Annotated in this window: 18 protein-coding genes; 10 read left to right on the forward strand and 8 right to left on the reverse strand. The window is 71.7% G+C overall.

Translation table 11 applies throughout. The annotated features are described in order from the left end of the window. Positions 1-246: 246 nt before the first annotated feature. The 3 genes from OG485_RS43050 (at position 247) to pcaB (ending at position 5,551) form a co-directional block, all read left to right on the forward strand. Positions 247-1,875 (forward strand): IS200/IS605 family accessory protein TnpB-related protein, encoded by a 1,629-nt coding sequence (locus OG485_RS43050; protein ID WP_328674204.1) that lies wholly within the window; start codon positions 247-249, stop codon positions 1,873-1,875. Between the two features lie 236 nt (positions 1,876-2,111). Beyond that, complete coding sequence (locus OG485_RS43055) at positions 2,112-4,139, forward strand: FAD/NAD(P)-binding protein (RefSeq protein WP_443048636.1); 2,028 nt, start codon at positions 2,112-2,114, stop codon at positions 4,137-4,139. Beyond that, complete coding sequence (pcaB, locus tag OG485_RS43060; protein ID WP_328663425.1) at positions 4,136-5,551, forward strand: 3-carboxy-cis,cis-muconate cycloisomerase; 1,416 nt, start codon at positions 4,136-4,138, stop codon at positions 5,549-5,551. The genes OG485_RS43055 and pcaB overlap by 4 nt, the downstream gene beginning before the upstream one ends. Positions 5,552-5,683: 132 nt before the next feature. Here the strand turns inward: pcaB and OG485_RS43065 are convergent, their stop codons facing one another. The 7 genes from OG485_RS43065 to OG485_RS43095 all read right to left on the reverse strand — a co-directional run bounded on the left by OG485_RS43065 (position 5,684) and on the right by OG485_RS43095 (position 13,698). Next, positions 5,684-6,607 (reverse strand): response regulator transcription factor, encoded by a 924-nt coding sequence (locus tag OG485_RS43065; RefSeq protein WP_389287053.1) that lies wholly within the window; start codon positions 6,605-6,607, stop codon positions 5,684-5,686. Between the two features lie 138 nt (positions 6,608-6,745). After that, on the reverse strand, positions 6,746-7,789 hold the full coding sequence (locus OG485_RS43070; protein ID WP_328663422.1) for a C45 family peptidase: 1,044 nt from the start codon (positions 7,787-7,789) through the stop codon (positions 6,746-6,748). Continuing rightward, complete coding sequence (locus tag OG485_RS43075) at positions 7,786-8,394, reverse strand: GNAT family N-acetyltransferase (RefSeq protein ID WP_328663420.1); 609 nt, start codon at positions 8,392-8,394, stop codon at positions 7,786-7,788. The genes OG485_RS43070 and OG485_RS43075 overlap by 4 nt, the downstream gene beginning before the upstream one ends. Before the next feature lie 93 nt (positions 8,395-8,487). After that, complete coding sequence (gene purB / locus OG485_RS43080) at positions 8,488-9,774, reverse strand: adenylosuccinate lyase (RefSeq protein ID WP_328663418.1); 1,287 nt, start codon at positions 9,772-9,774, stop codon at positions 8,488-8,490. Between the two features lie 72 nt (positions 9,775-9,846). Further along, positions 9,847-11,349, reverse strand: a complete 1,503-nt coding sequence (locus tag OG485_RS43085; protein ID WP_328663416.1) for a glutamine synthetase family protein — start codon at positions 11,347-11,349, stop codon at positions 9,847-9,849. A gap of 94 nt (positions 11,350-11,443) precedes the next feature. Continuing rightward, positions 11,444-13,372 carry a hypothetical protein gene (locus OG485_RS43090; protein ID WP_328663414.1) on the reverse strand — a complete coding sequence of 643 codons (1,929 nt, stop codon included), beginning with the start codon at positions 13,370-13,372 and terminating at the stop codon, positions 11,444-11,446. Further along, positions 13,369-13,698 (reverse strand): 4Fe-4S dicluster-binding protein, encoded by a 330-nt coding sequence (locus OG485_RS43095; RefSeq protein WP_326783006.1) that lies wholly within the window; start codon positions 13,696-13,698, stop codon positions 13,369-13,371. Before OG485_RS43095 ends, OG485_RS43090 begins: the two co-directional genes overlap by 4 nt. Positions 13,699-14,379: 681 nt before the next feature. On the opposite strand from OG485_RS43095, the gene OG485_RS44180 reads away from it, so the two are divergent. Both OG485_RS44180 and OG485_RS43100 read left to right on the forward strand, forming a co-directional pair. Then, positions 14,380-14,571, forward strand: coding sequence for a hypothetical protein (locus OG485_RS44180; RefSeq protein ID WP_443048635.1), 192 nt, complete (start codon positions 14,380-14,382; stop codon positions 14,569-14,571). Positions 14,572-14,577: 6 nt separating this feature from the next. Further along, positions 14,578-15,522, forward strand: coding sequence for an RNA-guided endonuclease InsQ/TnpB family protein (locus OG485_RS43100; RefSeq protein WP_443048887.1), 945 nt, complete (start codon positions 14,578-14,580; stop codon positions 15,520-15,522). A 35-nt stretch (positions 15,523-15,557) separates the two neighbouring features. Here the strand turns inward: OG485_RS43100 and OG485_RS43105 are convergent, their stop codons facing one another. Then, positions 15,558-16,763 (reverse strand): ParB/RepB/Spo0J family partition protein, encoded by a 1,206-nt coding sequence (locus tag OG485_RS43105; protein WP_328663412.1) that lies wholly within the window; start codon positions 16,761-16,763, stop codon positions 15,558-15,560. A 471-nt stretch (positions 16,764-17,234) separates the two neighbouring features. On the opposite strand from OG485_RS43105, the gene OG485_RS43110 reads away from it, so the two are divergent. The 5 genes from OG485_RS43110 (at position 17,235) to OG485_RS43130 (ending at position 22,358) form a co-directional block, all read left to right on the forward strand. Further along, entirely contained in the window at positions 17,235-17,966 is a 732-nt protein-coding gene (locus OG485_RS43110; RefSeq protein ID WP_328663410.1) for a gamma-glutamyl-gamma-aminobutyrate hydrolase family protein, read from the forward strand. Positions 17,967-18,419: 453 nt separating this feature from the next. Next, positions 18,420-19,961 (forward strand): alpha/beta fold hydrolase, encoded by a 1,542-nt coding sequence (locus OG485_RS43115; RefSeq protein WP_328663407.1) that lies wholly within the window; start codon positions 18,420-18,422, stop codon positions 19,959-19,961. A gap of 110 nt (positions 19,962-20,071) precedes the next feature. After that, positions 20,072-20,647, forward strand: coding sequence for an IS607 family transposase (locus OG485_RS43120; RefSeq protein ID WP_328663405.1), 576 nt, complete (start codon positions 20,072-20,074; stop codon positions 20,645-20,647). Beyond that, complete coding sequence (tnpB, locus tag OG485_RS43125) at positions 20,644-22,086, forward strand: IS607 family element RNA-guided endonuclease TnpB (protein ID WP_328663402.1); 1,443 nt, start codon at positions 20,644-20,646, stop codon at positions 22,084-22,086. Before OG485_RS43120 ends, tnpB begins: the two co-directional genes overlap by 4 nt. Next, positions 22,083-22,358 (forward strand): hypothetical protein, encoded by a 276-nt coding sequence (locus tag OG485_RS43130; RefSeq protein WP_328663401.1) that lies wholly within the window; start codon positions 22,083-22,085, stop codon positions 22,356-22,358. The genes tnpB and OG485_RS43130 overlap by 4 nt, the downstream gene beginning before the upstream one ends. The last annotated feature ends 87 nt before the right edge of the window (positions 22,359-22,445 follow it).

Genomic DNA, 22,445 nt, shown 5'->3' on the forward strand with positions numbered 1-22,445 from the left:
GGCGCCCGCGCTGCGCGGGACCGGCCCGAGAGCACCCCCCGCTCCACGCGAGGGGTTGGCAACTGCTGCTCGTTGACTGTGCGCAAGCATGTTCTGGCGTGAGTGGGTGAGTGTCGGCGACCTCTGTCCGCGCGAAGTCCGAGGGGGAACGGAGGTTCTTGTCTCGAATGGGTGACCTTTTGCGGGTGGTGATCGTTGGGTGGGGTGACGGGGTGTTTGGGCCGGTCTGGGCTGGCGGTGAGCGGGTTGGGTGGGTTGCGGGTGGTGAGGGCGTCGTTCGTGGTGCCCGGTCCCTCGGGTGTGGCGGTCCGGGACCGGCTCAAGGGGCTGACGGTCGGGGACGAGAGGGTGCTTCGGCTGGTCGGCGGCCATCTGGGTTCGCTGGCGTCGGGGGACCTCAAGTTGCGGTGTGCGGCCGGTCTGGAGCACGACAACGAGTCGTGGGCGTCGCGCAAGCGGGAGCTGACCGGGCTGTCGTCGTCGCGGTGGGCGGGGTCGTTGACGAAGGCCACGCATGACCTGTGGGCGTTGGCCCGGCGTGGCCAGGCCGCGCACATCCGGCAGCTCGAGGTCGGGGTGAAGACGATCCGGCACCGGCTGTCATTGCCTCTCGGGGAGAAGGGCAGTAAGCGGGCTGCTGGTGGTTATCGGAGTCGGCGGGAGTGGCATGCCAAGACGCGTCGGCTGCGGGTGCTGGAGGACCGGCTGGCTGTGGCCAGGGCCGACTGGGCGGCCGGGCGGGTGCGGGTGGTGCGGGGCGGGAAGCGGCTGCTGACCAGCCGCCAGCACCTGGAGCAGGCGCAGCTCACCGAGCCGCAATGGCGTGCGCGGTGGGAGGCGTCGCGCCGGTTTTTGCAGGCGGACGGTGAGTCCGGCAAGCGGTACGGCAACGAAACGATCCGGGTCAGCCCCGACGGCCAGGTGAGCATTCGGCTCCCGGCCCCGCTCGCCCCCCTGGCCAACGCTCCGCACGGCCGCTACGTCCTGGCGGCCAGGGTGTCGTTCGCGCACCGGGGTGCGACATGGCGGGACCGGGTCGGGACCAACCGGGCGGTGGCCTACCGCATCCACGAAGACGTCCAGCGCCAACGCTGGTACCTGACCGCCTCCTGGACCATCCCACCCACCCCCAGCATGCCCCTGGCCGCTGTCCGGGCGGGCGGCCTGATCGGCGTGGACACCAACGCCGACCACCTCGCGGCCTGGCGGCTGGACCAGCACGGCAATCCGGTCGGCGCCCCGCGCCGCTTCGACTACGACCTGTCCGGCACCGCCGACCACCGCGACGCCCAGGTGCGCCACGCCCTGACCCGCCTGCTGCACTGGGCCACCCGTCACCGCCTGGCGATCGCGGTGGAAGATCTCGACTTCACCGCCGAGACCAGCCGGGAGAAACACGGCCGCCGAAAGAAGTTCCGCAAACTGATCTCCGACATGCCCGTGGCCCGGCTGCGCGCCCGCCTGGTGTCCATGGCCGCCGACCTCGGCATCCCGCTGGTCGCCGTCGACCCCGCCTACACCAGCAAGTGGGGCGCCCAGCACTGGCAGAAACCCCTCACCAGCACCACCAGGAACACCACCCGCCACGGCGCGGCCGCTGTGGCCATCGGAAGGCGCGCCCTGGGGCATCCGATCCGGCGTCGGACGGCACCGCCCCGTACCCACCAGAGCGATGGGTACGGGCATCGGACCGTCCAGGCCCGACCGGCCACCCCGGGGCGTGAGGAAACCCGCCCCCGCATCCCCGGACCACGGACACGATCCGTGCCGCCCGGACGCGCAGCGAACGCGGTCAACCAGAACGCCCAACACCGTCCGGGGCGTTCGACTGAGCATGAGTCCTGGCAACAGGACTCACTCCCGCTCAGTCTCTAGGAACGGTGCTCTTCGCGTGTCACGGGGCCCGTACGCGTGCCCGACCGGCCCGGACGGCGCCCGAGACCGGTCCAGGACCGGTCTTCCACTCGGATCCGAGCACTGGTTGAGCGGCGGGACCGACCGTTGGCGGACACCACCCTGACCCCCGGGGGCAGGCCGGGCAGGCACACCGGCGGGGCCGACGCGTCGGCCCCGCGGTCCAGCCGTCCCCCGTCTCCTGAGCGGAGTGCTTCGTGACTAGCGGACGTATGGAAGTGTGCCTTGTCGGCGCCGGACCCCGCGGGCTGTCCGTACTGGAACGGCTCTGTGCGCAGGAGCGGAAGTCCCCCCGCTGGGACCAGCTGACCGTGCACATCGTGGAACCGGACCCACCGGGCTCCGGCCGGGTCTGGCGGCCCTCCCAGTCCCGGCACCTCCTGATGAACACCGTCTCCTGTCAGGTCACGGTCTACACCGACACCAGTGTGGCCATCGAAGGGCCGCTGGAGGAGGGTCCGAGCCTGTACCAGTGGGCCAAGGCGCTGGGCCCCAGCGCTCTGACGCCCGGAGCGGGCACGCCGTACGACGACGAGACCCTCGCCGAGGCCCGGGACCTCGGGCCGGACACATACCCCACCCGCGCCTTGTACGGCCAGTACCTGACCTGGGTGTTCGGCCGGGTGACCGCGAGCGCGTCCGCGAACACCACCGTCCGTGTGCACGCCTCGCGCGCCGTGGCCCTGGAGGACGCCGAGCCCGGCACGGGCCCCAGCGGGGCGCAGACCGTGCTCCTGGAGGACGGCACCCGGCTGACGGGCCTGGGCGCGGTGGTGCTCGCGCAGGGCCACGTGCAGGTGCGGCCGACCGACGTGGAGCGGGAGTTCGCCGCGTACGCCGCCCGGCACGGGCTGACCTACATCGCGCCGAGCAACCCTGCGGACGTCGACCTGTCCACCGTCGCCCCCGGCGAGACGGTGCTGCTGCGCGGCCTGGGCCTGAACTTCTTCGACTACATGGCGCTGTTCACGCACGCTCGCGGCGGGCTGTTCGAACGCGTCGACGGCCGCCTGGTGTACCGCCCCTCGGGCCGCGAGCCGCGGCTGTACGCGGGCTCCCGCCGCGGCGTGCCGTACCAGGCGCGCGGCGAGAACGAGAAGGGCGCGCACGGCCGCTACCACCCGCGGCTGCTGACCACCGATTTCGTGGCGTCCCTGCGCGCCCGGGTACGGGGCGGGGAGCCGATCCGCTTCGGCACCGAACTGTGGCCGCTGATATCCAAGGAAGTGCGCACCCTCTACTACGAGACGCTCCTCGCGCAGCGCGCGGAGCCGGCCGCGGTGGCCGCCTTCGGGGAGGCGCTCCTGCAGGCAGGGGATGACGAGGCCGAGGACCTGCTGCTCAGCGCGGCCGGTATCGGCAACGACGAGCGCTGGGACTGGGACACGGTCGCCCGGCCGTACGACGGGCAGGTCTTCCGGGACCTGGCCTCCTTCCGCAGCTGGCTGCGCGGCTACCTCGACGAGGACGTGCGCCGGGCCCGGGAGGGCAACGTCAGCGGCCCGTTCAAGGCAGCCCTGGACCTGCTGCGGGACCTGCGCAACGAGCTGCGTCTGGCGATCGACCACGGCGGCCTCGACGCCCACTCGCACCGCGACGAGCTCGACCGCTGGTACACGCCGCTCAACGCCTTCCTGTCGATCGGTCCGCCGGCCTCCCGCATCGACGAGATGGCCGCCCTGATCGACGCGGGCATCCTCGACGTAACCGGTCCGGGGCTGCGGGTGGCCACCGACCCCCTCGACCCCGCGGGCGCGGCCTTCGTCGGCACCTCCCCGGACATAGCCGACCTGCGGGTGCGGGCCACAGTGCTGATCGAGGCCCGACTGCCGGAGATCGACGTGCGGCGCACCGCCGATCCGCTCATGGACCGGCTGCTGAGCACCGGTCAGGCCCGGACCCACCGCATCGCGGGCGCGGACGGCTCGTCCTACGAGACCGGAGGCCTGGCCGTCTCGCAGCGCCCGTACCACCTGCTCCAGGGGCAGGGGGTGCCGCACCTCAGACGGTTCGCGTACGGGGTGCCCACCGAGGCCGTGCACTGGGTGACCGCGGCTGGCATCCGGCCGGGCGTGGGCTCGGTGACGCTGGAGGACTCCGACGCCATCGCGGCGGCGGTGCTGGCGCTGCCGGAGCCGCGCCCCGCGCTGCGGCTGCCCGGGACGCCGGCGGTCGCGGCGGGGCCGGCGATGTCCGGCAACGCGGGTGCGGGAGCGGTTGCGTGAGCCAGGCCGCCGTCCGCACCGCGGGCCCGGACACGGGGCTGCTGTCCCCGGTCCGGGCCGGCACGCCCGTCGAGGCCGCCGTCGCCGACGACGGCTGGGTCCAGGCGATGCTCGACGCCGAGGCTGCGCTGGCCCGCGCCCAGGCGCGGTGCGGCACGGTCCCACCGGCGGCGGCCGCCGCGATCACCGCCGCCGCCCGGGCCTCGGACTTCGACACCAGGGAGCTGGCGCTGGCCTCGCGGGAGACCGCCAATCCGGTGGTGGGCCTGGTCGCGGCGCTCACCGCGCGGGTCGCGGCCCGCTCGCCGGAGGCGGCCGAGTACGTGCACCGCGGCTCCACCAGCCAGGACATCTTCGACACCGGCGCGATGCTGGTGGCGACCCGGGCCCTGCGGCTGATCGTCGCGGACCTCAGGGCGGTGGCCGACGCCCTCGCCGGCCTGGCGGCCGACCACCGGGACACGGCGATGGCGGGACGCACCCTCGCCCTGCACGCCGTACCCACCACCTTCGGGCTGAAGGCGGCGGGCTGGCGCCAGCTGGTCCTGGAATCCATCGAGCGGCTGGAGCGGCTGGCCGAGGGCGGCCTGCCGGTCTCCTTGGGCGGCGCGGCCGGCACACTGGCCGGCTACCTCCAGTACGCGGGCGACGGCGCCGACCCGGCGACCGTCCTGGCCGAGCTGGTGGACGCCTTCGCGGACGAGACCGGGCTGGCCGCACCGGTGCTCCCCTGGCACGCGCTGCGCACGCCGGTCGCCGACCTGGGTGCGGCCCTCGCGCACACCACCGGGGCACTGGGGAAGATCGCCGTCGACGTGCTGGTTCTGGCCCGCACCGAGATCGGGGAGCTGGCCGAGCCGGCGGTGGCCGGGCGGGGCGCCTCCTCGGCGATGCCGCACAAGCGCAACCCGGTGCTCTCGACGCTGATCCGCTCCGCCGCCCTCCAGGTCCCGGCGCTGGCCGCCGTCCTCGTGCAGTGCCTGCCGCACGAGGACGAGCGGTCGGCGGGGGTCTGGCACGCCGAGTGGCAGCCGCTGCGCGAGGCGCTGCGGCTGACCGGCGGGGCCGCGCACACCGCCGTGGAGCTGGTCCGCGGGCTCACCGTGTGCCCCGAGCGGATGGCGGTCAACCTGGAGGTCACTGGCGGGCAGCTCGTCTCCGAGCGGGTCTCCGCCGTGCTCGCCCCGAGGCTGGGCAAGGTGGCCGCGAAGGAACTGCTGACGCGGGCGTCGCTGCAGTCGGCCGAGACGGCCCGCCCGCTGGCCGCCGTGCTGGCGGAGTCCGACGCGCTGCGGGGGGTGCTCACGCCCGCGGAGCTGACCGCGCTGCTCGACCCGGCCGGTTACACCGGTGCGGCCGGGCCGCTGGTCGACCGGGCGCTGGCCGTCGGCCGCTTCGACGCCGATACCTGAGGGCTGTCCGCAGAGTCCCGCCTGCCCCGCGCCCGGCTGTTCCTCCTGGACGGTCGAAACGACGCAGGAGCAGCGTGGATCTCGGACCTCCGGTACCGGAGGAATTCGGTCCACGGGCGCGGGGGCGAGGCGTCAGACGGTGCCGAGGCGGAAGCCGACGCCGCGGACGGTGACGATCCAGCCGGGGTTGCCCAGCTTGCCGCGAACGCTGCTGACGTGGGTGTCCACGGTGCGGCGCGACCAGGAGTTGCCCCACACCTGCTGGAGCAGCTGCCTGCGCGGGACGACGGTGTCGGGATGCTGCGCCAGCAGGCACAGCAGGTCGAACTCCTTGCGCGTGAGGGTGACCGGCGCGCCGTCGACGGTCACCTCGCGGGAGCCGACCTCGATGCGCAGCCGGCCGTGCCGGATCTCCTGGGCCGGGCCCGCGGCCGCCGTCGGCTGCCACTGCGTGCGGCGCATGACGGCCTCGATCCGGGCCAGCAGCTCGCGGATCCCGAAGGGCCTGGTGACGTAGTCGTCCGCGCCCGCTTGGAGTCCGAGCACGCAGTCGATCTCGGACTCGCGGGAGGTGACGATGATGAGCGGCACCCGGCTGACCGACCGGATCGCCCGGCACACCTCCAGCCCGTCCAGGTCCGGCAGTTCGAGGTCGAGCAGGACGAGGTCGGCGCTGCCGTAGGCCTGCAGGGCCGCGCCGCCGTGGGCCGCCCTGGTACAGGTGTGGCCGTGTCGGCGCAGCTGGTGCGACAGCCCGTCCCCGGCGTCGGCGCCCACGACCAGGATGTGCCGACCGGAGACCGCGGGCGCCGGCCGGGGTGCGGCCCTGCCCAGTCCGTCGCGGGGCGACGTCTGACCGAGGGCGCCCGGTCCGGGCACGCTCTGGACGGGGCTCCTCTGGCCGGGCGCGTGCTGGCCGGGGGGCCACGCGCCAGAGGATCCGGGGCGCGGCGGCCACGCCTCCCGTACCAGCGCGCGGGCCCGCGGCTCATCGTGCTCGGGGTGTGGAGCGGACGTCTGGTGCTCCGGCAGTGCCTGTGCCTGAACCTGACTCATGCCTCCCCCGGGGGTCGTGGCGAGGCCGGACCGGTTCGGCCGCCGCCCGCGCCGACGCTAGCGGTGTGCGGTCGAATCCTGGTGCAGGGCCGGTCCAGGGTCCGCCCGGCCGCTCGCCGTCCGCGGCCGGCCCGCCCCCTACACCGCGAACACCTCGGTGGCGCCGTGGTTCGGGTCGCCCGCCCGCAGGTGCAGCTCGCCCGCCCCGGGCAGCATGACCACCGAGGCCACCGTCCTCTCCAGGCGGTAGATCCCGTGGTCGGCGATGCATACCGGTGGCCGGCACAGCACCGCGAAGTGCTCCTCCGCAGGGGCCTGTGGGTCGAGTCCGGCCAGCCCCTTCGTCACGGCCTCCAGCCGGTCGTCGGAGTTGACGCGGTCGGGGGCCGACTGCCGGTCGAGCGGGGTGAAGTCCTCGTGCAGGTAATGGTTGGTGTGCACGGCCTCCCGCGAGGCGGGCTCGGTCACCCGCAGCCCGGTCCCGCACACCTCGGCGTACACCGCGCGCCGCCGGTCGCACAGCACCAGGTTGCGCGAGCTGGACAGGGTGAGCCCGGCCAGTATCTCCAGGGCCTCGTCCACGCTCCCGGCACGGTCCAGCAGGTGGCGGATGGTCAGGTACGGCGTGACGCCGGGCCGCCACAGGCCGTCGGTCACCAGGTTCAGCCCGATTGCGAGCCCGTCGCTGTTCATGCCGAGATACCCGAGCAGGCCCGCGAAGCTGAGCACCGTCACCCGGCGCGGCCCGCCCGCCCGGGCCAGCGACAGCACCGCGATGTGGCTGTCGATGTCCGCGTTGAGGTCCACCGTCTGCGCCAGCACCGGCCGGGCGGCCGGCCCGGTGCGCGCGTACGCCGTGCAGTCCCCAGCGCTCGGCACCCCGGTGTAACCCATGACCTCGCGGCGCAGCTGCAGCAGCCACGCCTCGTCCTCGGAAATCCCGGCCCCCGCCGCCAGCCCCGCGACCTCCTCGGCGAGGTCCGGGACCGCCGCCGTGATCTCCGCGCGGTACGTGGTGATCGACGGCAGCAGCCCGGCGAACGTCAGCGGCCGGTCGGTGAGGGGCTCCAGCCGCGCCAGGCCGTCGCGGAGGAAGCCGCGCAGCGGGCCGGCGAGTGCCGCCCCGTGGGTGCGGCCCAGTTCGAAGGGGGTGCCGGCGGCCTTGACGTACGCGACGCTCATGCGGAGGCGGCCGCCTTCTTCGGGCCCTGGGAGAGGGCGTCGAGCACCTGCGGCCACTCGGCGCGCAGGATGCTGTAGAAGACCGCGTCGCGGCGGCGTCCGCCCGGCATGTAGTTGAAGGAGCGCAGGGTGCCCTCCTCGGTGGCGCCGATGTTGCGCAGGCCCTTGCGGGCCTGGACGTTGAGCTCGTCCGTCTTGAACTCCACCCGCTCGGCCTCCAGCACCTCGAAGGAGTGCTGGAGCAGCAGCAGCTTCGACCAGTGGTTGATGCCCTTGCCGCGGAAGTCGTGGCCCAGCCAGGAGGCCCCGATCTCCAGTCGGCGGTCCTTCTCGGCGAAGCTCAGCAGGCTCATGCTGCCCGCGATCCGGCCGCTCTTCCTGTCGGTGATCACGTAGACGGCGCGGCGGCCGGCGGTGTGCTCGGCGAGGTTCGAGTCGAAGAACGCCTCGAAGTCCGCGTCGTCGCCGACGACGACCGTGAAGTAGCGCCAGATCTCGGGGTCGAGGGCCACGGCGCGGATGCCCTCGCGGTCCGCCTCGCTGAGCGGGGTCAACAGGACGTGCTCGTTCTCCAGCGTGGTGGCGGCTTTCTCGGACCAGCTCATGGTGAGGGACTCCATAGGGCGAAGAGGGGATGGCAAGAGGATGGTGGGGCGAGTCCGGACAGCCGGGTCGGGCTTTTCCGGGATCAGTCCGGATCAGTCCGTCAGCACACGGAGTTTCTCCAACCGGCTGTGCACCACGTCGTGGTGGACGAGGAAGTCCTCGGGCTCGCGCGGGCTGCTCCGCACACCCTCCTCGGCCAGGGCCTCGCCGAAGTTCTGCCCGTACTCCGCGGTGCGCTTGGCCGCCGCCTGCACCGCCCGGTAGGCCTGGTCGCGTTCGACGCCGGCCTCCAGCAGCTCCACCAGCACCGACGACGAGCACACCAGCCCGTTCGTGGCGGCGATCGAGTCCCGCATGCGGTCCGTGTCGATACGCAGGTTCTCCAGCAGGTCCGCGGCCCTGACCGTCTGGAAGTGCGCGACCATCAGCGCGTCCGGCAGCAGCACCTTCTCGACCGCCTGGTGGGCCAGGTCCCGCTCGTGCCACAGCGCCACGTTCTCGAGCGCCGTGTTGGCGTACCCGCGCAGCAGCCGAGCCAGTCCGCACAGCAGCTCGCTGCCCGTCGGGTTGGCCTTGTGAGGCATCGCGCTGGAGCCCTGGTAGGCCTCGACGCGCTGCTCCTCGACCTCGCGCACCTCGGTACGCTGCAGCAGCCGCAGCTCCAGGGCGATCTGCTCGATGCAGGCACCCAGCACGGCCACCGCCTGGATCAGCTGGGCGTGCCGGTCGCGGGCCACGACCTGGCTGGGGGAGGGCTCGACGCCCAGCCCCAGCTGCTCGCACACGTACGTCTCTACGGCCGGGTCGATCAGCGAGTACGTGCCGACCGCGCCCGACACGGTGCCCACGGCGACGGCCTCGCGGGCGGCGGCCAGCCGCTGCAGGGACCGCTCGACGGCGAAGGCGTAGCCGCCCAGCTTGTGGCCGAGCGTGGTGGGCTCGGCGTGTACGCCGTGGGTGCGGCCCACCATCACCGTGTCCCAGTGCTCGAAGGCCCGGTCGACGAGCACCTTGCGCAGCCGCTGGGCGGCGGAGGTGAGCACGTCCGTGGCGCGGGCCAGGGTGAGGCCGAGGGCCGTGTCGACCAGGTCGTAGCTGGTCATGCCCAGGTGCACCCAGCGAGCGGAGGACTCCGGCATCTGCTCGGTGTACGCGGTCAGGAAGGAGATCACCTCGTGGTCGCGTTCCTTCTGGATCTCCACGACCCGGGACGGCAGCGGGGCCGTGGCCGCGCGCATGTCGTCGAGGACCGCGGCCGGTACGCGGCCGAGCCGCACCTGTGCCTCGGTCGCGAGGATCTCCACGCGGACGTAGGTCTCGTACCGGTACTCGTCCGAGAAGAGGTGCGCCATCTCAGGCAGGGTGAAACGAGGAATCATGGGACAGCCTTCGTCGGTTGCGGTTGCGGTTGCGGTTGCGGTTGCGGTGGTCGTGGTCGGGCCTCCCGGGCGTCAGAAGGCCGCGAAGTACTCGCGCTGCTCCCACTCGGTGACCTGGCCCGGCACCGGGGCGGCCTGCAGGGCCCAGGCCTCGTACCGGCGCACCTCGCTTTCCTTGAGCCTGGCCAGACAGGCGGCCAGCGGGTCGCCCAGCAGCCGGGCGGCCCGGCCCGCCGTGAACGCCTCCAGTGCCTCGCGCAGGGACTGCGGGACGGCGTCCGAGCCCTCGCGGGGCCCGTCGGCCGAGCCCCCGGCGAGCCCGTCGAGGCCCTCGATGCCGGCGAAGAGCTGGGCGGCGATGTTCAGGTACGGGTTCGCGCTCGGCTCGCCGACGCGGTTCTCGATGTGCGCGCCGGCCCCCGAGCCGACCACGCGCAGCATGGCCGTGCGCGACTCCAGGCTCAGGCTCACCCGGGTCGGGGACAGGGCGTGCTGCGTGCCCAGGCGCTGGTAGCCGTTGACCGTGGGCACCGACAGCAGGAACAGGTCGCGCAGCCAGTCCCGCAGGCCCTCTGCGTACGCCTTGCTCGTGGGGGAGAGCCCCACCGAGAGGCCCTCGGAGCTGAAGACGTTGCGGCCGGTGGCGGTCTCCAGGACGGACTGGTTCAGGTGCCAGCCGCTCGGGTCCGCCCCGGCGATCGCCGGTTGCGACATGAACGAGGCATGCAGGCCCCGGGCCGCGCACCAGCGCTTGGTGAAGACGCGGAAGAAGAGCATCGCGTCCGCCGTGTCCAGCGCCGACATGGGGTCGAACGTGGTCTCCACCTGCCCGGGGCCCATCTCGTGCTCCATCGACCGCACCGGCAGCCCCAGGCCGAGCAGGGCGAGGGCCAGCGGGTCGGTGACCGGGGCGACCGTGTCGTACGCGGCGTCCAGGTTGAACTGGTAGCCCGCGTTCATCGCGGCCACCCGCGGGGCCGGGCCCTGCAGGCCGAAGCCGTTCCCCTCGTTGCCCGGCTCGTCGTCCAGGCGGCGCGCCAGGTACCACTCGACCTCCAGGCCGAGTACGGGCGTCAGCCCGCGGCCGGCGTAGCGGTCCAGCACCCGGTGCAGCACGTGCCGCGAGGACAGCGGGTGGGGGCGGCCGTCGCGCAGGTACTCGTCGCCGATCACCCAGGCCGTGCGCGCCCCCTCGCCAGGCAGCACCAGGAAGGTCAGCGGGTCGGGCACGAGCACGAAGTTGCCCAGGCCGGCGATCTCGTCGACGCCGATGCCGTGCTCGCCCCGGTAGTCCACCGCCGTGGTGCAGGCTGTGTCCTTCAGGAACGGGCCGGGGCTGTAGTTCATGCCGTTGCGCAGCACCCCGCGGAAGGTGCGGGCGGTCAGTGTCTTGGAGCGCACCAGGCCGTGCGGGTCACCCCACACCAGACGGACGAAGTCGATCCCGTCCAGCCCCGCCCCGATCCGCTCGGCGGCCGCCAGCCGGGCGTCGTCCCACAGCCCGTGTTCGGCGACGAACGCGTGGCTCCCGACGCTGCCCTCCGTGGCAGGGGTCGACCATGATCTGGAATACATGACGGGGAGCGTCCTTTCGTCAGGAGGTCGACAGGGGGCGTGTCAGGGGCGACGGAGGTCCCCGCAGGCCGGCGGCCGGCCCGCGGGGAGTCGGCTAGCCGACCCGGGACCGGGGCGGCTCCGGGGCGGCCCCCTCGACCGGGGTGCCGGTGATGGACCTCCAGTGCCAGGCCGAGTCGAAGGCCGTCACATCGGCCTGCTCCCCCTGCTCGGCGAGCGCGGCCGCCTGCTGCGTCATCCGGGCGATGAAGGCGGCCACCCGGTGCGCCGCGAGCATCTCCTGCTCGGTGTACGGCTCCCCGTCGGCGCGGACGATACGCAGGTCCATGAATCCGTTGAAGGGTCGGCCGCACACCTCGACCGACTGGGGGCTGCGGATCGTGAAGCGCACCATGTTGTTGACGTGCCCGTGGTGGTGCTGGTCGGAGAAGTGGGCGATGTCGGGGATGGTGGGCGGCACGAAGTGGTCGCGCTCCAGGACCTTTGAGGTCCGCGGCAGGTTGCCGGCGATGAAGTGCCAGGAGTTGTACTGCATGCGCGAGGACATCGCCCAGGCGGTGTCGGCGAGCGTGGCGAGCGAGTCGCCGTAGTGCCGCCGGGCCTCCTGCGCGGGGACCACGCAGCAGAAGAAGTCCGTGATGCCCCAGGCGCTGATCTCGTCCCAGGCCTCCGCGCGCAGCGCGCGGACCAGCTCCGGCAGCGACCGGATGCCGCGGCTCATCGAGAAGTCGGCCCTGAACGCGGCGGTGGTGGCGGCGACCGCCTCGTACACGACCGCCTCCAGACCGGTGCCGAACTCGCCGTAGGGGCGGGCCAGCCAGGCCGGGTCGGCGTCGTCGGCGAGCCGCAGCTCGGCCAGCTGGTCGCCGACCACGGGCAGCGTGGCGCGCAGGTGGTCGGTGACCTGCCGGTCCCGGTCCGCGGCCACCTTGCCGTGCGGGGCCGCTACCTTCTCCACCTTGTGGATCAGGGCGCCGTGGATCTCGCGGTACAGCTGGACGGTGCGGGTCACCTCCGGGCGGTGCGCGCCCAGCCCCGTGGCCAGGGCCATCAGCGCGTCGATGCCGGCGTCGGGACCGGCCGCGGGGATCCGCTCCCCGCCCAGGGCTCCGTTGTAGTTGCGGCGGGTGCGCTCCAGCAGCCGGCCCACGTTCTCCGGGGTGAGCTGCGAGCCGTTGACTTCTTCGATGCGGCCGTACCCGGCCGAGCGGATGAGCAGGCTGATGCCCACGACCAGCAGGGCGTCGTGGTCCGACCACAGCTCCAGCGGCAGGCCGGCCAGGCTGGCGAACACGCAGTCCGGGTGGCCCGGCCACAGCGTCTTGCCCACGACCGTGTTGGTGTCGCGGAAGTTCGTGTACTGCTTGTCCTCGACGTAGAGCATGAAGGGGGCGGTGCGCCGCGCACCCTCGGTCAGCTGCGCCAGCAGCGCCTCGCGACCCTCGCGGCCCTGCTCCGCCAGCCAGCGGCGGCTGTCGGCCGCGTCGCGGTCGAACCGCTCCTGAGCCGTCGTCACCTCGCGCTGGTAGTCGTCCAGGTGCCGCAGGGTCCACGGAACCCGCAGCACGCCGGCGACCAGCGTGTGCTGCTTGGCGAGCGGCTGCTGGGAGGGAACGCGGACGACGACCCGGCCGCCGGTGGTCAGGCCGATCTCACCGAGGAACACGGTGCGCTCCGCGGGGTCCGCGACGGCCCCGGCCGGTTCGCGTGCGGCTCCGGACAGGCCGGCGACGACCTTCAGCGCGGCGGCGTCCGCGGTGCGCAGGGCGCCCTCCTGGACCTCCGCGGGCACGTGTCCGTCGAGCGTGAGCAGGGTGTCCAGGGCCGCGCGTATGTCGGCGGCGGCCGAGGCCTTCCGCCACACCCGGGCCAGCAGCCCGGGGAACCCGGCGTCCTCCTCGCGTACCCGGTCCGGCTTGGGCGTGGCGCCCGCCGCCAGGCCCAGGCGGCTGGGCCGCCGGCTCTGGCGCTTGCGGGAGTTGGCGGCTCGACGGGATCCTTCGCGGTCTACGGGCGCGGTCATGCGGTGCCTTTCCCGGTGAGTGCGATGTGGCTCCACATCGCGTCGTCGGTGGGCGTCCAGTCCTCGTCGACGTAGATGCAGTCGACCGGGCACTCCAGGACGCAGACGGGGCAGCCCGAGCACAGCTCGGAGATGATCACGACGTCGAGCCCGCGGTCGAAGATCGCGCCGAATTGTTCCGGGCAGCTGCGCAGGCAGCTGTCGCAGGTGATGCACTCGGACGTCTCGATGCGGCGCGGGGGCTTGGTCCAGTTGCCGGCGCGGCTGCGCGTGGCGATCCGCAGGTCTCGCCCGGACGGCACATCTGAAGAAGCGTTGTTTTCCACGGGCATGAGACCCCTTAGGCGTCGTGTCGATGACGGCTCGAACGGACGCTTCGAGCATCCGGGGTTCCTCTGGACCAACTCCTGAACCCCGGTCGGGGCGTGCTGGAGCGTCACACCCGGGACGCCGTCACGCCGGCCGGGCAGGAGCGTTTCTTAGAACTGACGGCCCCGGATCGCTGGCGTCACTCAAGCTGAGCGCGATGCGTACACGGCAGGCTGCTGATGGATCTACACGTTGTGAGGTGCGTATGACACAGCAGCAGAAAGGGCCGTTGAGTGCATTCGGGAGCGTTACGGTGAGCCCCTGGCCCTTGCACGGATCGCAGAAAGCGCTCTGCTCAGCCGGTTCCATTTCACCTGACTCTTGCGAGGATGCCCCGGCGTTCACGCCGGGGAGGAATCGCATCCTGCTTACGGCAGTGTGGAGCGTCGCCGTGTGCGGTGTCTGGGGCGCGGAGGGCCCGCGGGGCCGCCGCGGGCGGAGAAGGCGAACATGTGTGCCCTCGTTCGCTGGTTGTGGTGGCTGTGTCGTGAGGAGGGTACGGGTGTGCGTGTGCCGCACGTACGGTCTCGTGGTGGAAGCCGGGTGAGCGGGAGTCGGGATGTGTGGGAGGGGGCGTGGTGTCGGGGGTGAAGGGGGCCGGTGAGGGCGGGCATGCCCGGTACACGTACCGGCTTCGCGTGTCGTCGACGGCTCGTACGGCGCTGCTGGCGGAGTGGGACCGGTGCCGGTGGATCTGGAACGAGTGCGTCGCGCGTTCCAGGAAGGCCCACCGTGAGGGGGAGAAGTGCGGTCCCGCCGTGCTGGACAGGATGCTGACCGGGGCCCGTGCCATGACGCCGTGGCTGGCGGCGGGTTCGTCGGTGCCGTAGCAGCAGATCGTCCGGGACTTCGGCAGGTCCCGCGCCAAGGTGCTCAAGGACATCAGGGATCGGCTGCCCGTCAGGCAGCGGGCCGGGATGCCCGGGCACAAGAAGAAGCACGGCTGTGATCCGACGCTGAACTACACGCGGCGGGGTTTTCGGCTCAAGGACGGGCGCCTGCACCTCGCGGGCGGGACCGTCCTGACGGTGGTGTGGTCGCGGGACCTGCCCGCCGAGCCGTCCAGCGTGCGCGTGTACCGCGACAGCCTCGGCCACTGGTACGCCTCGTTCGTCGTCCCCGCCGAAGTCCGGCCGCTGCCCGCCACCGGCCGGGTGATCGGGATCGACTGGGGTGTGAAGCAGACCGCCACCACCACCTCGGACGCCCACGACCTCCCCCACCCCGAACACGGCAGGAAAGCCCGGGCGAAACTGACCCGGTACGACCGGATGACGGCCCGCCGCAGGCCCGAGAAGGGGCAGGCTGCGTCGAAGGGCTACCGCGAGGCGAAGCACCTGCGCGCCAAGGCGCACAAGAAGGTCGCCCGGCAGCGGCAGGACACCGGACGCAAATGGGCGAAGAAGGTCGTGCACGACCACGACGCCATCGCGGTGGAGGATTTCCGGCCGAAGTTCCTCGCCAAGTCGACCATGGCCCGCAAGGCCGCCGACGCCGCCATCGGCGCCACCAAGAAAGCCCTGCTGGAGATGGGCCGCAAGCACGGGCGGGACATCCGCCTCGTGCACCCCGCGCACACCACCATGGACTGCGCACAGTGCGGAGCGAGAACCAAGCACGCACTGCCGCTGTCACAACGCACCTACACCTGCACCGCGTGCAAAACCGTGTCCCCCAGGGACAAGAACTCCGCACGCGTGATGCTGCTCCGGGCCGGTCTCGACCCGACTGGCGTCGAGGGCGCAAGACCTCCTGGAGCGCTGCTCCAGGAGGCGGCCTGAGCCAGGAATCCCCTCCCTTCAGGGAAGGGGAGGTTTCAAGGCATCATGTCCTGCCTGGTCTTGAGCCCCTCGGCGAGCAGGCTCCATTCCTTGCCGATGCGCTCGGCGATCGGGGCGATGACGCCGAGCCAGTGGGCCGGAACCACGTCGATCAGCTCCCGCCAGCCGTCGTCCGGCTCGGCGGCGTGCAGCTGCATCCAGCGGAGGAACTCCCGGCCGCCCGCGGTGTAGCGGATGGTGGGATCGGCGGCCATCTTCGCCGCCACCGTCGTCCAGGCCGGAATCTCGTCGGTGCGGTCCCTACGCTGCGGCGCGCTGTCGATGCTCGGTGCCACCTGCAGCGGCACATGGGCTGCGCCACCGGAATCCGCGCCGCCGGGAACTGCCGAGACGGGCCGCGACGGTTCCCCGGACAGCTGTACGGACCGCACGGGGTGGACGGGGTGGGCGGGGTGGACGGATCGCAGGGGCTGCGCCGCCGCGTCGGGTGTCCGGCGGCCGCTGCGCTCGGGGCTTTCGCCACGCCGCAGCCGGGCGCTCACGTCGTGGACCGTGCCGAGCGACACGTCGGTCTCCCGGGCGACCTGACGGAGCGGGGCGTTCGGGTGCTCGGCGATGTACTCGGCGGCCCGCAGCCGGCCCTCGCCCGGGCCCACCGGACGCCGCCTGCCGTCCCGGCCGATGCGCTTGCCGTCGAGCGGTGTTCCCTCACTCGACTTCTCGCGCAGCGACGCGATCGTCTTCGCGCTCAGCCCGGTGATGCGGGCGACGGCACGGTCGGACCAGTCCGGGTGGGAACTCAGGACACGCTGGGCTCCGGACACGCGGTCGGTCTTCGACAGCGGCAGTCCGTGCGAGACGTTCGCCTTCATGGCGATGACGAGCGCCTCGGAGTTCGAACAGTCGACGAAGCGCGCCTTGATGCTGCTGTCGCCGCGCAGCTTGGCGGCTTCCAGCCGGTGCAGGCCGTCGATGATGCGGTAGCCGTCGATCTGGACCAGAACGGGCGGCAGCTCCGCCGAGCCGGCCGCGTCGACGAGAAGCTGGATGTGCGCGGCGTCCGTGCCGCTCCGGCGCAGAGACACGCCCGCCGACAGCGCGTTGACGAGGATGTCGCAGGCGGGAAGCTGCTCGAGGTTCTTCAGATCGAATTCGCTGCGGGCCGACGCGTCGACGCCTTCCGTCCTGACGGAGCCGAACGCGTTCGTGATCAAGATGGCCTGCGCGCTGCTCTGAGCCATTCCTTCACTTCCTCTCTGCTGCCGCTGCCGATGAGCATCGCAGGAGGGGCTCCAGCTGCAGTTGAGGGGAGATTGAAGTTTCCTGGAAATGCAGGACAGCGGGTGTCCGCCGGACCGGCGGACACCCGCCGCGGCAGCACCGCGGCGACGGCCGGCAGGGCGGCCGCCCGGAGTGCGAGCATCCCTGCGGGCCACGAGGCGGACCGTGCGGCGGGCTGTGTGGCGAGGCGGTCGAATACCTTCGCGGTGAGCGTGCCGGGGGAGACGGTGAACCACAGCGCGGGTAAAGGGGTCCCCGTCTGTGATATCAGGAAGGTCATTCCGTTCAGTAGGCGTCGGCCTGCCCGGTTTTGAACGATGGCCGCCGCTTTACGTAAACGGCTATTTTATTTCCGTTATGGCTCTCCGCGGAAGCGGATGTTGCATCTGCCTACTTTCCTCAGTTGAACCCGGAAATCCATGAAGGTGGCTATGAAATCATTCGTGAATGGTTCGGCGAGCACGGGGCGGCCAGTGATCGGGATCTGTGCGCGGACCGCGCCGGTCACGTTCCAGGGCAGCGAGATGGTCGTCAGCTTCGCGCTCCAGTCTCACCTGGCCTTCCTGACCGCGGCGGGCTGCACGCCCCTGCTGCTTCCGCTGCTGCCCGGCGTCGAGGCCATGGCGGACCGGATCGACGGCCTGCTGATCCCGGGTGGCCCCGATGTGGATCCGGCGCTGTACGGAGAGAACCCGCACTCCGGCACGCGGGCGATGACCCCGGAAGCCGACCGCGCCGAACTGGTGTTGATCCGGGCGGCACTTGACGCCGAGCTGCCCGTGCTGGGCATCTGCCGCGGCATGCAGCTGCTCAACGTGCTGCACGGAGGCACGCTGCACCAGCACCTGCCCGAAGTCACGGGCCACGATGGCCACCGCCCGAACACGCCGTCCTTCACCCTCGGCTCCCACCCGTTGAAGCTGGAGCCGGGCAGCCGGATCGCCGGTGTCCTCGACGAGGACGTGCCGGTGACGGCCTGCCATCACCACCAGGCCGTCAACCGGCTCGGTGCCGGCCTCACCGCCACCGGCTGGGCGGAGGACGGTACCGTCGAGGCCGTCGAAGTCACGGATCGCCCCTTCGCCGTCGGCGTGCAATGGGAAGCAGGATTCACACCCGACCAACGACTTCATCACGCACTCGTGCACGCTGCCGGACGCTGACCCGCAGGTCTTCGGTGATCACCGAACGTGCCCCGCCCCGGGCGAACCTCTCAGTCATGTGATCCGATGAACCCGGCGGCGCCGGTGACGGGAATGCCGTATTTCCCCTCAGGGTTTCCGGTTCGCGTGCTGAGAAAAGCCGGAAGGGCGGAGGCGGGCCTTGTCCCGGCACCACCCGGCCGCCCTCGTTGCCGGCGCCGCCGCCCGACAGCGTGGTGAGTGGTCGGGCCGTTTCGCAGGCGCCCCGGGATCAGCCCCGCATCAGCCCTGGATGAGCCCGAGGACGTCGCCGTCGAGGTCGGTGAAGGTGGCCACCAGCCGGCCGCCGCCGACGTAGTGGTCCCCGTCGGTCTGCGGCTCGCTCATCGGTTCATTCTGACTCCAGCAGGTTTCGAGCCGCTTCAAGGACCCCCTTGCCACGCTGTGTGCGCCGTGCATCCAGAAGGGGTATCCATGAAAAAGCTCGGATTGGTAAATGCGGTGATCGTGATCGGCCTGTCGGTTCCGGCCGTCACGCCCGTGGCGGCGGCCGAGGGGGCTGCCGCGCCGACCACGGGAACAATCGCCTGGTCGCCGTGTCCTGACATCGACCCGAACCTCGGTGCGTTGCTCAAGGGCCTGGAGTGCGGCTCGGTGGAGGTCCCGCTCGACTACGCCCAGCCCGGCGGTCAGAAGATCAAGCTGGCGCTGACCCGCGCCAAGCACACCGTCATCGACGACCAGTACAAGGGCGTCGTGCTGCTGCACCGCGGCCAGTGGCCCGGCCCGATCAGCCGCGACATGCCCACCCGGTACGCCAAGGGCACGACCGGGCTGGCGAAGGACGTTGGCGCCGCTTACGACTGGATCGGCTTCGACCCGCGCGGCGTCGGGGCCAGCGAGCCGGCGATCGTGTGCGACCCGTCCTACATCAACCCGGTGCTGGCCGACCCCGTGCCGAAGACGGCCGAGGACGAGCAGAACGCCGTGTCCAAGGCCGAGGCGTACGCCAAGAGCTGTGGTGACAAGTACGGCGACCTGCTCAACCACTTCACCACCAAGGACTCCGCGCGCGACCTCGACCAGATGCGGATCGCGCTCGGCCAGGAGCAGATCACCTACTACGGCATCGACTGGGGCGGCTACCTCGGCTCGGTCTACGCGACGATGTACCCGACCCGGGTGAAGCGCATGGTGCTCGACAGCGTGCCCAGCCCCAGCGGCGTGGGGTACCAGAACCAGATGTTCAAGAACATCACGTCCGAGTACAACGGCGGGATCTTCTTCGCCTGGGTCGCCAAGTACGACTCCGTCTACCACCTCGGCACGACCGCCGACGAGGTCGAGGCGAACTACTACAAGGGCCAGGACGCCCTCCGTGCGGCGCCGGTCGACGGCAAGATCGGACCGGGCGAGTGGGCGAACGTCTTCGAGCAGGTCGTCTACCGCAGCTGGACCTGGGTGAGCCGCGCGAAGATACTCTCCGACTTCGTGGTGCGCGGTGACGCGACGGCGCTGCGCGCCGACTCCCCGACCCCGGGCTTCCCTCAGCAGAACCGCGTCGCGATGACCAACGCGGTCAACTGCACCGACGGCCGGTGGCCGAAGGACTGGAAGGTGTGGAGCGCCACCCTCGCCAGCCAGTACGCCGCCGGGAACCACCTCCTGACCTGGAGCAACGGCTGGTACAGCGCGCCGTGCGCGTTCTGGCCGGTGCAGACCCAGGCTCCGGCGCAGGTCGGCAACGGCAGCGCCAACGTCCTGCTGGTGCAGCCGCAGTACGACAGCGCACACGGGATGTTCGGCGCTCTCGACATGCGTATCCGGTTCCCCAACTCCCGTCTCATCATGGAGTTGGGCGGCCACAACGTCGGCTCGGCGCTGTCGGCGAACAACAACCCCTGCCTCAACACCTACGTCAGCGACTACCTGAGGGACGGCACTCGTCCCACCTCGTCGTGGGGCATCGACGCCACCTGCCAGGCGCCCGAGGACCCGGTGCCGCCGACGGCCTGATCCGTCGTCAGCCGGGCCCCGCATGATCACCATGCGGGGGCGACAACTGCCATGGATTTCCTGATCATTCATAGTCGTCTCTGGTCAGACATCTCACGTAGCTTGGTTTTGTGAGGCTGTCGGAGTGGGCGCGTCAGCAGGGCGTGAGCTACCAGACCGCCTGGCGGTGGGTGAAGGACGGGAAGATGCCCGTGCCGGTCCGCCAGGCGCCGTCCGGGACGTGGCTGGTCGATGAGGTGGCCGTCCAGCCGTCCGGACGCGTGGTGGCGTACTGCCGCGTGTCGTCAGCAGACCAGAAGGTCGACTTGGATCGGCAGGCTGCGCGGGTGGTGTCCGGCGCGAATGGACTGGTCCTGGCCGTCGCGGAAGTCGTGACCGAGGTCGGGTCAGGGCCGGACGGGCGCCGTCGCAAACTGCATCGGCTTCTCGCCGACCCGGGTACGGCTGTGATCGTGGTCGAGCACCGTGACCGGCTGACCCGGTTCGGCGTCGAGCACCTCGAGGCCGCGCTGTCGGCGTCCGGCAGGCGCCTGGTCGTCCTCGACCCTGCCGAGACCGCGGACGACCTGGTGCGGGACGTCACCGAGGTGCTCACCTCGATGTGCGCCCGCCTGTACGGGCAGCGGGCGGCGAAGACCCGGGCCGCCCGCGCGGTGGCCGTGGCGACCGGCGAGGCCGCCGAGTGAAGAAGTTCCGGCCGCAGCCCGGGTTCGTGGTGCAGGCGTACCGCTTCGCGCTGGACCCGAACGCCGCCCAGGAGGCCGCACTGCGCTCGCACTGCGGTGCGGCGCGCGCGGCATACAACTGGGCTGTCGGCTGGGTGACCGCATCCTGGTGGCAGCGCCGGACCGAGGAGACATACGGCGTCCCCGAGGGCACGCTGACCGAGTGGCGGCCGTGGTCGCTGCCATCGCTGCGCAAGGAGTTCAACGCCGCCAAGCACACGGACCCCCGGTTCGCCTCCTGGTGGGAGGAGAACTCCAAGGAGGCGTACTCCACCGGTCTGGCGAACGCGTCGGCCGCGTTCGACAACTACGCGAAGTCGAAGAACGGCAAGCGGCGCGGCCGGCGGATGGGGACGCCGCGCTTCAAGTCGAAGCACAAGGCGCGCCTGTCCTGCCGGTTCACCACCGGCACCATCCGCCTCGACGCCGACGGACGGCACGTCACCCTGCCGAGGCTCGGAACCATCCGCGTCCACGAGCCCACCGCCAAGCTCCTGCACCGCGTCCAGGCCGACAGGGCGCGGATCCTGTCCGCGACCGTCCGTCACGAACGCGGACGCTGGTTCGTGTCCTTCCAGATCGAGGTCAAACGCGACCTCGTCCGCGTCGCACGGCCCGAAGCCGCGGTCGGCATCGACCTGGGCGTGAAGACTCTCGCGGTCATGGCCGACAGCACCGGTGAGATCCGCGAAGTGTCCAACCCCAGGCGTCTGGACAGCGCCCTGAAGGAGCTGCGCCGCGCCTCCCGCACCGTCTCCCGCCGCCGCGGTCCGGACCGCCGGACCGGACAGCGGCCCTCCTCCCCGTGGAAGAAGGCCGACTCCGTCCGCAACAAGGTGCACCACCGCATCGCGAACCTCCGCGCCAACGCCCTGCACAAGCTCACCACCGCCGTGGCTGCCAAATACGGCACCGTCGTGGTGGAGGACCTGAACGTCGCCGGGATGCTCCGCAACCGGCGCCTGGCCCGCAGGATCGCCGACGCCGGATTCGGGGAGATCCGCCGCCGGCTCACCTACAAGACCCAGCGCAACGGCTGCCGCATCCTGGCCGCCGACCGCTGGTACCCCTCCTCCAAGACCTGTTCCGGGTGCGGCGCGGTGAAAGCCAAGCTGCCGCTGCACGTGCGGACCTACGAATGCGACGCCTGCGGCCTGGTCATCGACCGGGACGACAACACCGCACTCGCCGCACTCGCGGCAATCGCAGCAACAGGTACCGGAGTGGCCGCAGACCTGGACACCCCCAAGGTGTCGAAGCCTCGTGGAGCCGACCACAAGACCCGCACCACCCGCCCCCATCGCAAGACAGGGACGGGGCGGGCGGTGCCCACCTCATCCCACTCTCGTTCTTCTGGGACGGGACCGCCATCCTCATCTCGACCCCGCGCGGTTCCGTGACCGGTCGCAACCTGCTGGCGGACGGCCGGGTGCGCGTCGGCCTCGGCCTGACGCGCGACGTCGTGATCGTCGACGGCGACGCGGAGCCGGTGGACGTCGCCGAACTCGGCGGGACGGCCGACGCCTTCGCGGCCAAGACCGGGTTCGACCCGCGCGAACTCGACCAGCCCTACCAGTACTTCCGCGTACGGCCCCGGCGCATCCAGGCCTGGCGGGAGGCCAACGAGCTGGCCGGACGCACGCTGATGAGCGACGGCGTCTGGCTCGGCTGAGTACCTGGGAGGAACCCCGGAGGAACCCCTTCCCCCGAGGCACGTAGTCGGCCGGTCACCCGCGTGACCGGCCGGCGGCTTTTCGGA

Origin of the sequence: Streptomyces sp. NBC_00328 (genome assembly GCF_036139655.1) — a bacterium.
Taxonomy (GTDB): Bacteria; Actinomycetota; Actinomycetes; order Streptomycetales; family Streptomycetaceae; genus Streptomyces.